This is a genomic window from Candidatus Oleimmundimicrobium sp., assembly GCF_030651595.1.
In the GTDB taxonomy this organism is placed as follows: Bacteria; Actinomycetota; Aquicultoria; order UBA3085; family Oleimmundimicrobiaceae; genus JAUSCH01.
The window spans coordinates 23,933-38,092 of the sequence record NZ_JAUSCH010000084.1 but is presented as its reverse complement, the minus strand read 5'-3'; the positions used below and the strand labels follow the sequence as shown (position 1 = coordinate 38,092).

The 14,160-nt window shown below is 40.1% G+C and carries 13 protein-coding genes; 2 read left to right on the top strand and 11 right to left on the bottom strand.

The window, feature by feature from the left end:
• Nucleotides 1-10: 10 nt before the first annotated feature.
• The 4 genes from Q7U95_RS05065 to Q7U95_RS05050 form a co-directional block, all read right to left on the bottom strand.
• Entirely contained in the window at nucleotides 11-1,930 is a 1,920-nt protein-coding gene (locus tag Q7U95_RS05065) for an ASKHA domain-containing protein (protein WP_308752420.1), read from the bottom strand.
• Nucleotides 1,931-1,948: 18 nt separating this feature from the next.
• Nucleotides 1,949-3,643, bottom strand: coding sequence for a formate--tetrahydrofolate ligase (locus tag Q7U95_RS05060; protein WP_308752417.1), 1,695 nt, complete (start codon nucleotides 3,641-3,643; stop codon nucleotides 1,949-1,951).
• 152 nt (nucleotides 3,644-3,795) lie between these two features.
• Nucleotides 3,796-4,539, bottom strand: a complete 744-nt coding sequence (locus tag Q7U95_RS05055) for a LytTR family transcriptional regulator DNA-binding domain-containing protein (protein ID WP_308752415.1) — start codon at nucleotides 4,537-4,539, stop codon at nucleotides 3,796-3,798.
• On the bottom strand, nucleotides 4,529-5,854 hold the full coding sequence (locus Q7U95_RS05050; protein ID WP_308752413.1) for a histidine kinase: 1,326 nt from the start codon (nucleotides 5,852-5,854) through the stop codon (nucleotides 4,529-4,531). The genes Q7U95_RS05055 and Q7U95_RS05050 overlap by 11 nt, the downstream gene beginning before the upstream one ends.
• 68 nt (nucleotides 5,855-5,922) lie before the next feature.
• Here Q7U95_RS05050 and Q7U95_RS05045 point away from each other — a divergent pair, with 68 nt between their 5' ends.
• The gene (locus Q7U95_RS05045; RefSeq protein ID WP_308752411.1) at nucleotides 5,923-6,483 is read left to right on the top strand and encodes a chromate transporter; all 561 of its coding nucleotides are present in this window, start codon (nucleotides 5,923-5,925) and stop codon (nucleotides 6,481-6,483) included.
• Nucleotides 6,459-7,064, top strand: coding sequence for a chromate transporter (locus Q7U95_RS05040; RefSeq protein WP_308752409.1), 606 nt, complete (start codon nucleotides 6,459-6,461; stop codon nucleotides 7,062-7,064). Before Q7U95_RS05045 ends, Q7U95_RS05040 begins: the two co-directional genes overlap by 25 nt.
• A gap of 27 nt (nucleotides 7,065-7,091) precedes the next feature.
• Here the strand turns inward: Q7U95_RS05040 and Q7U95_RS05035 are convergent, their stop codons facing one another.
• The 7 genes from Q7U95_RS05035 to Q7U95_RS05005 form a co-directional block, all read right to left on the bottom strand.
• The gene (locus Q7U95_RS05035; RefSeq protein ID WP_308752407.1) at nucleotides 7,092-7,550 is read right to left on the bottom strand and encodes an NUDIX hydrolase; all 459 of its coding nucleotides are present in this window, start codon (nucleotides 7,548-7,550) and stop codon (nucleotides 7,092-7,094) included.
• 152 nt (nucleotides 7,551-7,702) lie between these two features.
• Complete coding sequence (locus Q7U95_RS05030) at nucleotides 7,703-9,481, bottom strand: diguanylate cyclase (protein ID WP_308752405.1); 1,779 nt, start codon at nucleotides 9,479-9,481, stop codon at nucleotides 7,703-7,705.
• A 98-nt stretch (nucleotides 9,482-9,579) separates the two neighbouring features.
• Entirely contained in the window at nucleotides 9,580-10,047 is a 468-nt protein-coding gene (locus Q7U95_RS05025) for a YbaK/EbsC family protein (protein WP_308752403.1), read from the bottom strand.
• A gap of 112 nt (nucleotides 10,048-10,159) precedes the next feature.
• On the bottom strand, nucleotides 10,160-10,624 hold the full coding sequence (locus tag Q7U95_RS05020; RefSeq protein WP_308752401.1) for a TIGR00725 family protein: 465 nt from the start codon (nucleotides 10,622-10,624) through the stop codon (nucleotides 10,160-10,162).
• A 42-nt stretch (nucleotides 10,625-10,666) separates the two neighbouring features.
• Nucleotides 10,667-11,575 carry a cation diffusion facilitator family transporter gene (locus Q7U95_RS05015; RefSeq protein WP_308752399.1) on the bottom strand — a complete coding sequence of 303 codons (909 nt, stop codon included), beginning with the start codon at nucleotides 11,573-11,575 and terminating at the stop codon, nucleotides 10,667-10,669.
• A 23-nt stretch (nucleotides 11,576-11,598) separates the two neighbouring features.
• The gene (locus Q7U95_RS05010) at nucleotides 11,599-12,615 is read right to left on the bottom strand and encodes an aspartate-semialdehyde dehydrogenase (RefSeq protein WP_308752397.1); all 1,017 of its coding nucleotides are present in this window, start codon (nucleotides 12,613-12,615) and stop codon (nucleotides 11,599-11,601) included.
• 134 nt (nucleotides 12,616-12,749) lie between these two features.
• Nucleotides 12,750-13,964, bottom strand: a complete 1,215-nt coding sequence (locus tag Q7U95_RS05005) for an aspartate kinase (RefSeq protein ID WP_308752395.1) — start codon at nucleotides 13,962-13,964, stop codon at nucleotides 12,750-12,752.
• Between the last annotated feature and the right edge of the window lie 196 nt (nucleotides 13,965-14,160).

Genomic DNA, 14,160 nt, shown 5'->3' with positions numbered 1-14,160 from the left:
TCACCACTTATTACTTATTTTTTAACTCTTTCATCACTGTCGGAAATAATTCTATATTCGTGTGAGGCAAAAATAAAGCTGAAATATATTTATCCATAAACTTAGCATCAGCGCTTAACTCCACATAAGCCATCTTCTCAGCCACCTCTTTTGCCTCCAATAAAATTTCTTTCGACAGCGAACCGAGGCTTGCCCCGGCAAGAGAACCATTACCTACAAACTTCACCTTCTCAAACGGACATTCAGGCAAAAGACCTATTACTTGAACCCGCTCAATTTCAAGATAGTTGCCAAAAGCACCGGCAATAAAAATCTCTTCAATATCTGATGCATTTACGTTGGCACTCTCCAATAAAACACTTATCCCGGCGAAAATGGCCGCTTTTGCCCTTATTAAGTTATCAATATCTACTTCTGTAACTACTATATCCTTACCGTTAGCGGTTTCATTCGCCCACACTAAAACATACTCGGGGCGATGCTCCCCTTCTCTAACTCTCGGACAGTCAATGTTCACATTTATTTTGCCTCTTTGGTCCACTATTTTGCTTAAAAACATCTCAGCTAAAGCATCAATGAGACCAGACCCACAAATACCAACGGGCTTTGTTTGCCCAATAGTTAAAATCATTGGTTCATAAGTATTTCTGTCGATGCGAATTTGCTCGATAGCCCCCTTGATCGCTCTCATGCCATGTTTGACGCCGCCTCCCTCAAAAGCAGGACCAGCTGAACAAGAACAAGCAAGCAACCAATCGGCATTCCCTAAAACAATCTCCCCGTTAGTCCCAACATCTATAAATAACGTTAACTTATTTGAACGAGACATCCCCGAAGCAATAACGCCGGCCACCACGTCCCCGCCAACATAACTGGCAACACAGGGGAAACAATAAGCATAGACTTCTTCAAAGATATTCATCCCAAAGTCTTTCGCTTTAATCCAGGGAAAATTCGTCGCAGTAGGAATATAAGGAGCTTCTCTTATATATTTGGGACTTAACCCAAAAAACAGGTGAGTCATAATTGTATTGCCGGCTAGAATTAAACAAGAAATATCGGAAAATTCGATTCCTGCTTTACTCACTAATTCCGCTATAAGCTCGCTTATTGTATCCACAACTAACGACTGCAATTTAACAAGCCCGTCTTTTTTACAAGAAAAAATCATCCTTGAAATTACATCTGCTCCACAACTAGCTTGAGCATTATATTTGGAACCCTGAGCCCCAGCCACTTGCTTACTTAAATTTATTAAACGGGCGCCAATGGTGGTTGTCCCGATATCTACAGCTACGGCATAGTTCTTCCCGGTAGTATCCCCGGCTTCAATTTTGATAATCTTAGTATGAGAATCAAATTCAACTAAAGTTACCGTAACTCGCCAATTTGCCTCCCTAAGAATCCGGACCATATATTTTAAGATTGAAAGATCGATGTCCACTTCCTCTTTTAAACCATGAGTTTTGCTTAAAGTGCGCTTTATTCTTCGCAAATCGTCCGTGTTATCGTCTAAGCTGGGTGGGGACATCTCAATATAAAACTTTTGAACCGGGGGGGACATCTTCCAACTTGAGAGATACTCCTCCCAACCCCGCGCAATCAGCATGTGCGAAGCAGAGGGGGCTTTTCTTTCAATAAATTTCCCCAAGCGAGATTCGGAAGGAATTCTCACCTCTAAATCACTTCCAACCTTAGAAAGACAGGCCAGCACATAACCCTGTTCAATTTCTTTTGTTGTTAATCTGCCGGTTGATTGTTGTTCAACAATACCTTTTTCGATAATCACCCGACATTTTCCACAAGTTCCGTCTCCCCCACAGGAAGCATTTAGACAAACTCCAGCAATCATAGCGGCGCGGAGAAGGTTTTCTCCTTCTTCCACCTTAATCTGGATATTATCCGGATAGAAGATCACCTTATATTTCATTTAAATACTCTTTTCTTTTTAAAATAAACCAACTATCTTGCCATTTTCGTCAATATCAATTTTTGTTCCCGCAGGGACAGAGGGAAGTCCCGGCATTGTCCTCATATCACCACACAACGGATACAAGAAACCGGCACCAACTGATGGGCGAATATCTCTAATTGGCAACCGGAAGTTGCGCGGTCTTCCTTTTAACATGGGATCATGAGATAGCGAAAGGTGTGTTTTAGCCATACAAATTGGGAACTTGTCCCATCCATATTCAGCATATAATTTGATTTTCTTTTCTGCGATAGGTGAAAAGTCGACTCCGGCCGCACCATATATTTTAGTTGCAATAGTTTCAATTTTCTCTTTAATTGAGACATCGTCAGGATAAAGAAATTTAAAATTCGATGGCTTTTCACAAGCTTTTGCAACCGCTTCCGCAAGCTCTTTTCCACCTTCTCCACCTTTAGCCCAAACTTCACTTTTAATAGCGTCCTCGGCTCCGGCAGCTATTGCTCGCTCGCGTATAAAATTTATTTCTTTCTCGGTATCAGTTGCAAATTTGTTGACAGCAACGACTATTGGCACCCCAAAATTCTTCAAACTCTCGATGTGCGCTTCTAAATTCTCAATACCCTTGGAGAGAGAATCCAAATCTTCTCTGGTTAGAGCCGGATCAAGCGGCCTTCCGGCAACAACTTCAAATTTACCACTGTGCATCTTCAGTGCCCGAACTGTGGCAACAACGACCACGCAGTCTGGCTTTAAGCCACTTACCCGACACTTAATATCCATAAATTTTTCGGCTCCGCAATCAGCCCCGAAACCGCTTTCCGTGACCACGTAATCTGCCAGTTTTAAAGCAATTTTATCAGCAATTATTGAGTTATTGCCATGCGCAATGTTGGCAAAAGGCCCGGCATGCACAAGACATGGAGTATTTTCTGTCGTTTGAATAAGGGTTGGTTTTATTGCATCTTTCATTAGAACAGCCATTGCACCGGCACACTTTAACTCCTCAGCCGTCACTGGTTTTCCATCATAAGTAAAAGCAAAAACTATTCGACCAAGACGCTCGCGCAAATCTTTTAAATCACTAGCCAGAGCAAGGATTGCCATAGCTTCTGAGGCAACGGATATATCGAAACCGGCCTCTCTTGGAATACCGTTAACTTTACCGCCCAATCCAATAACTATATTGCGTAAAGCTCTGTCGCTTATATCAACGACTCTGTTCCAACTAATGGTGTGCGGATCGATATTTAGCTTGTTCCCTTTAAGAATATGATTATCGATAAAGGCTGCTAGCAAATTTGTCGCAAGACTTACAGCATGAACATCGCCCGTGAAATGCAAATTGAAATCTTCCATAGGCAAAACTTGAGAATAGCCACCACCGGCTGCTCCGCCTTTGATGCCAAAGACAGGGCCCAGAGAGGGTTGCCTTATACATGTCATTACTTTCTTGCCGATTGCATTTAATCCAAGGGAGAGCCCGATTGTTGTTACTGTCTTGCCTTCTCCCAGTGGAGTTGGCGTAATAGCGGTAACATCAATATATTTGCCGTTGGGCTTATCTTTTAATCTGCTTAAAACACCCAGATCTGTTTTAGCTTTGTATTTACCATATAGTTCAATTTCGTCTTCTGTTAAACCAAGGCTTCTAGCAATTTCCTCGATTGGCCTAAGCTTTGCTTCTTGTGCAATTTCCAAATCGGTCTTCACAATAATGTCCCCCTTTAATTAGTAAACAAAAGCAACTATAGATTAGATTATTTTAGTTTGACCTCTTAAAAATAACAACCACTTTGCCCTCAACGATACAAATTTGAAGGTAAGTGGCCAAAATAATGCATTTACCGGTATGGATTTTAAGCTTACATACCTAAAATTGATTTTAACTCCGAAGCTTTTCTTCGACTAACCGGAACTTTAATTTCTCCCGAAAGGCGCAAGATAAAACTTCCATGAAACATCGGTATAATTTCTTTAGCTTTATAGATGTTAACAAGGTAACTTCGATGAGTTCTAAAAAATCCTCTGTTTGAAAAACGAGATTCCAACTCTTTTAAATTAAAAGAAGTAGAATAAACACCGCCTGTCGCATGAACAAAGATTCGCTCGTTTTGGGCATGGATATAAACTATATTATCAATCGAAATCAAAATTGTTTTATCATTCTCTTGCACAGGCAAGAGATCTAATTCTGCCTTCCCGCTTTTGATTTTCTTTTTATGCTCGAGTCCTTCGAGGCTTGCTTTATATCGAGAGACTTTCTCTATAGTTTGGACAAGGCGTTTTTCCTCAAATGGTTTAACCAAATAATCGAGAGCATTAAGCTCAAATGCTTTTACCGCATATTCTCCATAAGCGGTAACAAAGACAACTGCCGGTGGTAATGAAAGCTCCTTAGTAATTTCAGCCAATTGCAGACCGGTTAATCCCTGCATCTGAATATCCACAAAAACTACGTCATAATTTAGGGCTTTTATAAGTTTAATTGCCTCATCAGCATTTGCCGCTTCGCCAACCACTTCGACATCGCTTGTTTCCTGCAACATATATCTAAGTTCTGAGCGAGCTGGAGCTTCATCGTCAACTATTAATGCTTTAATCTTCATCGTTCTCTCCTGTTATAGGAATATGTATTACAACCTTGGTCTCTTTGTTTTTTGTACTCGTTACTTCCAATGCATATTCTTCGCCATAAAGACTTTTTAACCTTTCATTTACATTACTTAAACCTATCCCTGTTCCTTTACCAAACCCCGGAGATAAAATTTTGCTCAGGTTTTTCTCACTAATACCTTTTCCATTATCGCACACTTGAATTATTACTTCTGAATTGTAAATTTTTGCGGCTATTTTTACTTTAATATGTCCCCATAATGTCCCTCCATGCTTAATTGCGTTTTCAACCAGAGGTTGAATAATTAGAAATGGTATTTTAATTCCTAAAACTTCTTTATCTACATCTTCTAATATTTGGAGATTCTTTCCAAACCGAGCTTCTTCTAAGAGCAAGTATGTGTTGAGATAGTCTATTTCCTCCTCCAAAGTAACTAAATCCGAATCTCGTTCAAGCGATTTTCTAAAAAAATCAGCAAATTGGATTATGAGCTTTCTGGCCTTTTTTGAGTCAGTTCTACACAAGCTGGCAATAGTATTTAAGGTATTAAAAAGAAAATGAGGGTTTATTTGAGCTTGCAATGCTTTGAGTTCAGCTTTACAAGCAAGCCCTTCTTGTCTGTCAATTTCTGAGAGTTCCAGTTGAGTGCTCAACAATTTAGCTAAACCTTCGGTAAACGTTATTCTACTTTCAGTTAATTCTTCTTTATCAGAATAATAGAATTTTAAAGCACCGGCTACTTTATTTCTCAATTCCAAAGGGACAGCTATGGCCGCGCTTAACGGGCAATTGGAAACAGGACAGCCTATTTCTTTTTTGCTCTTTAACACCCTCGCTTCGTTGTATTTCAAAACCTCTTTAGTTGCCTCTGTTAAAATTAATCCACCTGCCTGATGGTGATCCTCTCCTGCCCCGGAGAAAGCCAATATTGTTGTTAAATTTGTAAGAGCGACCGCCATTGCGTCGATATTTTTTATCAATATTCTTGCAACTTCACCAGCTGATTTTTCATTTAGGCCAGTTCGAAGATATGGCAAAGTAGCGCTTGCTATCTCAAAAATCTGATGTGAATATACGGCCTTGGAATGCTCAAATTCTCCTTTTACCGCCCAAACCTTTAAAATCACCGATGTCATAAATGCCACAAAAGACCCTAGTATAATCGGGCTCCATTTCTCAAATACTCCCTCGAAATAAGATAGCCCCCAACAAAAAGACATGACAACAAAGCCTACAAATATACTTATCGCCACAACCTGATGTTTTAATTTATTTGTTTCAAAGTGTTTTATGTGTTTAACAATCATGCTTTATCCTCGAATTATAAGTTGTATTATTATACAATATTTCGTATCTATTTGCTCGGAGGCAAATCTTGGATATTAAGCTAAAGGATATTTTCAAATCATTCTTCAAAATCGGTCTCGGTGCTTTTGGCGGAATGGTTGCCATCGCGCACATTGAAGAAACACTTGTAAAAAAGAAAAAGATGATATCGAGAAATCAATTTAACGAGGGTCTTGCTTTAGCACAAATTGTGCCCGGGTCAACGAGTACATCTTTGGTTGTCTACATAGGATACAATTTAGGGGGATTGTCCGGGGCAATTATTGCTATATCGGCTTTCATCTTGCCAGCTTTCACCCTTATGATATTCCTCGCGATAGGATACCTTCACTTCCAAGAAGTTTCCTTCATAAGCTCAATTTTAAGGGGGCTGAACGCTGTAGTTGTAGCCCTAATCATAGATGCCTTGGTAAATTTATCAAAATCCACAATAAAAAGAAAAAGGGAAGCAGTTATCGCCTTGTTCACCTTCTTTGCCCTTTATTTTCTAAAAACCAATTTGTTTTTGCTTATATTCCTGGCGGGAATGTTGGGTTTGATATTTTACGTGTTGGAGGAAAAGCCATGCCCACCGGCAAACAAAAGTTGAGAAAAAAGTTAAAAATTATGGCGACTGCTATCAGTTTAGTTCTCATCGTTTTAGGATTCTCTGCACCCTTGTTAGCTAAATTAAATTTTACGTTCCTAAAAATTGGGACCATAGCCTTTGGAAACGGCTACACCATCATACCATTCATACAAAAAGAAGTGGTTGAGGGATACAACTGGCTCACCCCGGCACAATTTGCGGCAGCTATCATTTTCGCACAGGTAACTCCGGGGCCAGTGATAATCTTGGCCACTTTTGTGGGATTTCTGGTTGCGGGAATTCCGGGGGCATTTTTTGCAACTATTTCAATGCTTTTGCCGTCCGCTTTTTTAATAATCATCCTCGCCAAACAACACAAGCGGGTCAAAAACTTGAAATCGTTGCAGGCCTTCTTTGGAGGAGTAGTCGCGTCGGTAATAGGAATGCTGGCTGCAATTGCCCTGAATTTTAGCAAAATAAACTTGGTCGATATTAAAACGGGGAGCATTTTTGGCGGTTCGCTTATAGCTTTGGCTTGTTTCGACGTAGAACCCATCTATGTTGTTTTTGTAAGCTGCATAATCTCGCTATTTCTCTTTTGATGTACTAAAAAAATGTGTGGTCTACCCCTAAGAAAAAATGTTCTTAGCATTCCTTTTTTTAGTTAAAATAATCTCGGCCTTTTTGATTATCTCAATTTCGCTCTTGTAAGACAACATTGAAATTGCATCTTTTATTGAAGCCCATTTAACTTCTTTAACCTCAAAATCATGCTCACAAATATCTCCGTTAACGTATTCCATCAGATAAAAATGAACAAACTTATGATACCTCGTCTTAGGCGCCCCCCAATAAAACCAATACTCTATTTCGCCGAGCTTCGCGATAACTTTACCCATTAGGCCCGTTTCTTCTTTAATTTCCCGAATAGCAGTATCTGTAAACTTTTCGCCTTTTTCAACCAAACCCTTGGGCAAACACCAAACATCTCCCTCTTTATCACTTCTTGAGGTAATTGCAATTTCTACTCTACTATTAATTTTTCTAAAAATTACACCACCGGAAGATACAACAATCTCAGTTTTCAAAAAATCCACCCTTCCAGTTTAATTCTGTTAGTCGGGAGTGGAGAGTTTCATTTACCTATTTGCCATCTGCCATTAGAGCCCCACCAGCGGCGGGCAAGCATCAGCCATATGCTATTCGCCATCTGCTATCAGCCATATGCCACCCACTATCACTAAATATCTTTAGCGATACATGTTTTGTTGCGTCCGGTTTTTTTAGCTTGGTACATGGCTTTATCCGCCATATCAAATAAAAACAAGGGATCTTTTTCCCCTTGGGGAAGAGAAGCAACTCCGAGACTTAAGGTTATAGGAATGCGTTTTTTCTCAAATATAAAATTAAAATTTTCGGTTTTGCAACGTAGCTTTTCCGCAACCGCGAAAGCTTCCGTTTTTTCAATCTGTGGCAAAATTACTGTAAATTCATCTCCTCCTTGACGAGCAACAAAATCCGTTTCACGCAAATTGCTACATAATATTTTTGCTACAGATTTTAGAACCTCATCTCCTCTTACATGACCATAGGTATCGTTTATTAATTTAAACCGATCGATGTCAAGAACTATGATTGAAAGTGCCGAGCCATACCGATGAGCTCTTTTTGCTTCTTTTTTAAGAGTACGAGTAAATCCATAATGATTGAGCAACCCGGTAACTGCGTCAACCATGGATATTTTTTCCGCGTTTTCTTTTATTTGAACCATGAGTTTTTTTTGATACGGGAAACATGTGCTCCAGTTAGTGACCCCTTGATATATGGCGCTTGCATTTTTAACACATGTTTTGTATCCACAAGCACCACAGTTAAGCTCATCTTCAGGAGTAAAAATATCCGCCTCCGCCAGTAATTTTTTCAGTTCTTCTTTTGCGGGAGAAACCAAGGGAATTGTTTTATCGGTAAAAGTTCTCCTCAAATTTATTTTTGGTAAATTAGGGAGTATCTCAGATGGGTTAACCCACCCCATCTTTTTTCTCTCTCTTCTATAACTTTGCTGTATTTGATTCTTTAAAAGATATAAGCTTCTCCCGTTAGCTAAACCATTCCTCATCACCGGCCCATCAATACAACCCTTACAATTTAAAACATCCACAAAATTTGCTCGAATCTCACCCTCGTTTAAAGCCTCCGCTAAAGCATGCGTTTCCTGCACACCCCTTGCTGTCTTAAGGTTACGGTTGATTGTGCTCATTTTAGCCATAAATTGTCGAGGCAATCCCCCTGGCAAGGAATCCACCCGCAAAACGCGCTCAACCGGCTCCAATTTCGCCTCGGATAATAATTTAAGATCAATCTCCGCATCTTCAAACATCTTCTTGAGCTCGGAGAATGTTATCACTGTATCAATAGCGTCTGCGATGGGTTCATCCATTGCTTCGGCCTTTTGAGCAACACACGAGGTTACATAGACTGTATAAGCCCCTTCATATAACTCTTTACAAAGACGGCCTTGGGCAATCATTGGCGACACAACAGGGGCAAGATATGGGATAAGATTAGGAAAATATTTTTCTATTAAGTTTGTAACAACAGGACACGTGGAGCGAATCATTGGAAAATCTTCAGCTTGACTCAAAATCTTCTTATATTCCGCGGCCACAAGTTCTTCCCCCAAGATAGTCCCTTCAATGGCATCAAAGCCAAGTTTTATGAGCCCGGCAGCAATTTCAGTTGAACCAATTGAGGGGAAAGCGGCCAGGCATTCGGGAGATAAAATTGCAACAGCTTTCTTTTTTTTGTTGGCAATACGATATGCGCGTTGAATACTGTCTTTATATACCAACGCTCCTTGAGAACAAACTATTACGCATTCACCACAATATATACATGTTTCGTCCAGAACCTCAACGCAACCATTGCTTATCTTTATACTCTTAACGGGACATGAGCGAATACAGCTATAACACTCTTTACATTTGTCAGGATAGCTCTCTATAATTTTTATGGGTTCCATAATATATCCTCAATGTTTTTGCTTTCTACATAAACCATAACATCATATTGCTATGACGAGTTCAAAAAAATATTAGTTCCCTTGAAACTTCCAAAACCCTAATCTTTTGTTAAATCATAAACCTTGGCACATGTTATTTTTTTTAAATCAAAAACCTTCATTTTAAGAACAGCGTTCAGTTCGCCCGCGCTAGTATAAATGACATTTTGCGTTTTTAAATCATCATCTATAACCGTGCGTATCGAGACTTTGTGAGCAACAGGTGGAGTCGCGCCAGGCATGTAACCTGTAATATCTATAAGTTCTTGAAGAGTAGCAAGCCGTAAGTTTGAAATAAGAGTGGCCTTTTTCAGTTTCTTGTAAGAAATCTTTTTTTCGCTAGATAAAATTGCCAATATTGGCTCACCATCGGTCATAAAAAGAATGGACTTAACAACTTCGAAGGGAGAAAGGTTTAAAACCTCCGCCATCCTCCCGGCAGATGATATTGAGCAAGAAATAGGAATGATTTCGTAAGGAATATTCTTCTCGCTAAGAACATTGTGAACATCTACACTTGTTCTCATATATTTCCTTCCAACCACAAAGATGCCCTTCAAAACCCAGCCTTATTATACCATCGGAGAAATGGTCTGAAAATAATTCACAGTAAACCAAAGTAAAAAGAACAACCGATCTTTAGCGAACAAGGCGAAAAACCTCTTCAACCGCCTCAAAGGGACCTTTAACAAGAATAATTGACTCAATTGGCTTTCCTTCTTTGCTCAATTCCCAAGTACCTATCCCCACAACGGGCTTATTCATTTTTAGGGCAAGCCCTATCTCTGAAAGAGTGCCAAACTCTTCTCCCACAGCTATAACCGCGTCCGAAGCCCTAACCACAAGCGCGTTACGCGCCTCCGACATACCGGTGGGAATGGCAATGTCAATAAAAGGGTTTGCGTGTTTCCTGGTTTTAGAAGGTAAAATCCCAACCGATAAACCTCTCGCATCTTTAGCTCCTTTACAAGCAGCTTCCATTACGCCACCCAGCCCTCCACAAATTAAAATGCCGCCTTTTTTGGCTATATTTCTCCCAATCTCATAAGCAATCTTGGCCGTTTTATTATCACATTGGCCTGAGCCAATAACCCCAATGTACATTTTAAAAACCCTCTCTTGTCTTCTTTAACGTTTAATAAATAACTAATCAGTGGTCCCCGGGTGATTGTGCGGTAAATGTTTTCTGTATGGATTAATGTGTACCAACACATCATCAACATTGTCCATTTTTTTCATTATTCTTCGTCTTACTTCGACCGCGATATCATGCCCTTTGGCCACAGTAATTTTTGGGTCAGCTTCAACTTTTATGTCCACAAGTAAAAATTGGCCGGCATAACGCGCTTTAACCTCATGCACATGCTCAACCCCTTTGATTTCCTCAGAAATTAAAGTAATCTCTCTTAAAGTTGATTCCTCGGGTAAGGTATCCATGAGCTGACGAGAAGCATTTAATAATGCAAAATAACCAATTCTAATTATAAAAAAGGAGACAAGACCAGCAGCAATGGGATCAAAAATAGGATAACCCAACCTTGCGGCAGTTACACCAACTATAACCGAAAAAGAGGCTAAAACATCTGAGCGATGGTCTCGCGCTTTAGCCATCACCGCGGGACTGTTTATCTCTCTGCCTATCTTGTAAACATAACGGAACATTCTCTCTTTGGCTAAAACAGTCAAAAAAGCAGCAAGTAACGCTATCAATTCAGGTTTTACATATGAGTGGGTGAAGACTGAACGAGCTGCGGAGAAAAGAATAAAAACACCAGTTACTATAATAAATAACCCAACGAGAAACGCGGAAATTGCTTCCACTTTACCGTGGCCATATGGGTGTTTGGTGTCAATTGGCTTCTTCGCAATCTTCAAACTCAAAATGGTCACAACATCCGTAATAATATCTGAAAGCGTATTAACCGCATCCGCTATAACGGCCTGGCTTCTACCAACAATACCGGCAAACAACTTTATAAAGGCCAGCCCCAAGTTGCCATAAATGCCTAAGCGAGCAGCTCTTCCAGCTAAAATAAACCTATCTTCATGTTGCATATCAACCAAGCCTTAAAGAGAGATTAAAGAAGTTTGCGCTTTACCAAAATTTCCGCAATCTGGACAGCATTTAAAGCAGCTCCCTTACGCAAATTGTCGGATACAATCCAAAGGTTGAGGCCATTTTTAATTGATTCATCCTCACGAATGCGCCCAACATAACAAGCATCCTTGCCCACAGCAAAAATGGGCATGGGATAAACACAATTTTTGGGTTCATCAATAACTTCAACCCCGGGAGCATTCTTTAAAATTTCCTTAGCTTCCGAAGAAGAAATCTTTTTCTCGGTTTCAATATTTACCGCTTCAGAGTGAGATATAAGGATGGGAACTCTGACACACGTTGCCGATATCCCAATGTTTGGATCGCCCATAATTTTTTGGGTCTCATTGACCATTTTCATTTCTTCCTTAGTGTAATCATTTTTCAAAAAGACATCAATTTGAGGAAGAAGATTAAAAGCTATTTGATGAGGATAGACATCTGCCTCTATCTCGTTTTCTCCCAAAATTATCTTTTTTGACTGACTCAAAAGTTCCTCGATGGCCTCTTTGCCCGTACCGGAGACAGCCTGATATGTTGAGACAACTATTCGTTTAATCTTGGATTTATCGTAAAGCGGCTTAAGCGCGACAACCATCTGTATCGTGGAACAATTTGGATTGGCGATAATTCCTTTGTGGGTTTTCACATCATCCGGATTTACTTCCGGAACTATCAAAGGAACATCTTTATCCATTCGAAATGCGCTGCTGTTATCAATGACAACTGCCCCCGCTTTTACAGCGTAAGAAGCAAATTCCTTGCTCACAGAGCCTCCTGCTGAAAACAGAGCGATATCAATCCCTTTGAAGGAATCCTTAGTCAGCTCCTCAACAATTATGCCTGCTCTCTTAAAAGTTAAACGATGTCCCGCCGATCTGGCAGAGGCAAGCAGCTTGAGTTCTTTTACAGGAAACTCCCTTTGCTCAAGCACTTTGCGCATTTCCTCGCCCACCACGCCAGTGGCTCCAACTATCGCTACATTGTATTCCTTCACTCTTTCTTCCCTCCGGTTTAGTTCTTAGTTGTTAGTCCACAGTTAATAGTAAATAAAAAAACTAAAAAATAGCCATCTGTTTTTTTGACTTCTAACTGGTTTTTAGCCATCAGCCATACGCTATCGGCTATCTATTATTTACCCGAACAAAACTTGTCATGTAGAGCCTTCACAGCCAAATTCATATCTTTCTCATTAATAACACATGATATCTTAATTGAAGACGTGCTTATCATCTCAATGTTTACATTGTTCTCAGCCAAAACCGAGAACATATCGGCGGCAACCCCCGGATGAGTTCTCATGCCGGCTCCAATTAAGGAGATTTTCGCTATTCCCTCATCGCAAGCTGTGCCTCTTGCTTTAAGCTCAACAGCTACTTTATCAACTACATCTTTCGCTTTGGCCAAATCGTTTTTTACGACAGTAAAGGATATATCCGTACAACCTTTTTCACTAACATTTTGAATAATCATATCGACATTCACGTTAGCATCGGCTAAAACTCTAAAAACTTTTGCGGCAATACCTGGTCTATCGGGAACACCCAAAATTGTAATTTTAGCTTCATCAATGTCGTGCGTAATCCCACTTATTATGGCTTTTTCCATAGTTTCATCTGCCTCCTTAATCAACGTGCCCGGCTCCTCTGAAAAACTTGAGCGAACGTGAATATTAACATTGTGGTTTCGGCCAAACTCCACGGATCTCGCCTGCAAAACCTTCGCTCCAGTTGCTGCCATTTCCAACATCTCATCAAAAGATAACTTGAAAATTTTAAAAGCGTTTGGGACTATGCGCGGATCAGCAGTATAAACTCCATCAACATCAGTATATATCTCACAGATATCCGCCTTAAGTTTTGCGGCAAGAGCAACCGCTGTGGTGTCCGAACCACCCCGGCCCAAAGTAGTTATGTTATTATCTACGGTAACCCCTTGAAAACCAGCAACAATAACTATTTTATCCTCTTTAATTGCTTTTAAAATGCGCTCGGAGCGGATATCTAAAATTTTTGCTTTAGTGTGAACCGCATCTGTAACAATACCAACTTGTTGGCCGGTAAGAGAGATGGTTTGATATCCTAAAGAGTAAATCGCCATACTGAGAAGCGCTACCGATACCTGCTCTCCTGTGGCCAAAAGCATATCGAGTTCCCTCTCAGGCGGCGCGGGAGTTATCTCGTAAGCCATCTTTAAAAGAGTATCAGTCGTATCTCCCAAAGCAGAGACTACTACTACTACGGCGTTTCCTTGTTTCTTGGTTTTAATTACGCGCTTAGCTACGTTTTTTATTCGCTCGGCATTGGCAACTGAGCTTCCACCATATTTCTGAACAATTATACCCAAAAGATAACCTACCTTACTTAAAGATTTATCCTATTCTAACAACTTGCAAGAGGTAAAACAACTTTACTTAATTACTTAATTGGATGTTTGAAAAAAGCGTGGTAATCGGCAACGAGCTTAAGTCTCTTACAATTTAAGCATAATTTAATTATCCAACAAAATTTGTCTTTTAAATAAACAAAACCCCCGGCATTTA

What these genes read in the sequence shown, in the direction of transcription:
- Q7U95_RS05065 (WP_308752420.1), bottom strand. Translation starts at nt 1,930, where the DNA reads ATGAAATATAAGGTGATCTTCTATCCGGATAATATCCAGATTAAGGTG.
- Q7U95_RS05055 (WP_308752415.1), bottom strand. Translation starts at nt 4,539, where the DNA reads ATGAAGATTAAAGCATTAATAGTTGACGATGAAGCTCCAGCTCGCTCA.
- Q7U95_RS05050 (WP_308752413.1), bottom strand. Translation starts at nt 5,854, where the DNA reads ATGATTGTTAAACACATAAAACACTTTGAAACAAATAAATTAAAACAT.
- Q7U95_RS05040 (WP_308752409.1), top strand. Translation starts at nt 6,459, where the DNA reads ATGCCCACCGGCAAACAAAAGTTGAGAAAAAAGTTAAAAATTATGGCG.
- Q7U95_RS05030 (WP_308752405.1), bottom strand. Translation starts at nt 9,481, where the DNA reads ATGGAACCCATAAAAATTATAGAGAGCTATCCTGACAAATGTAAAGAG.
- Q7U95_RS05025 (WP_308752403.1), bottom strand. Translation starts at nt 10,047, where the DNA reads ATGAGAACAAGTGTAGATGTTCACAATGTTCTTAGCGAGAAGAATATT.
- Q7U95_RS05020 (WP_308752401.1), bottom strand. Translation starts at nt 10,624, where the DNA reads ATGTACATTGGGGTTATTGGCTCAGGCCAATGTGATAATAAAACGGCC.
- Q7U95_RS05015 (WP_308752399.1), bottom strand. Translation starts at nt 11,575, where the DNA reads ATGCAACATGAAGATAGGTTTATTTTAGCTGGAAGAGCTGCTCGCTTA.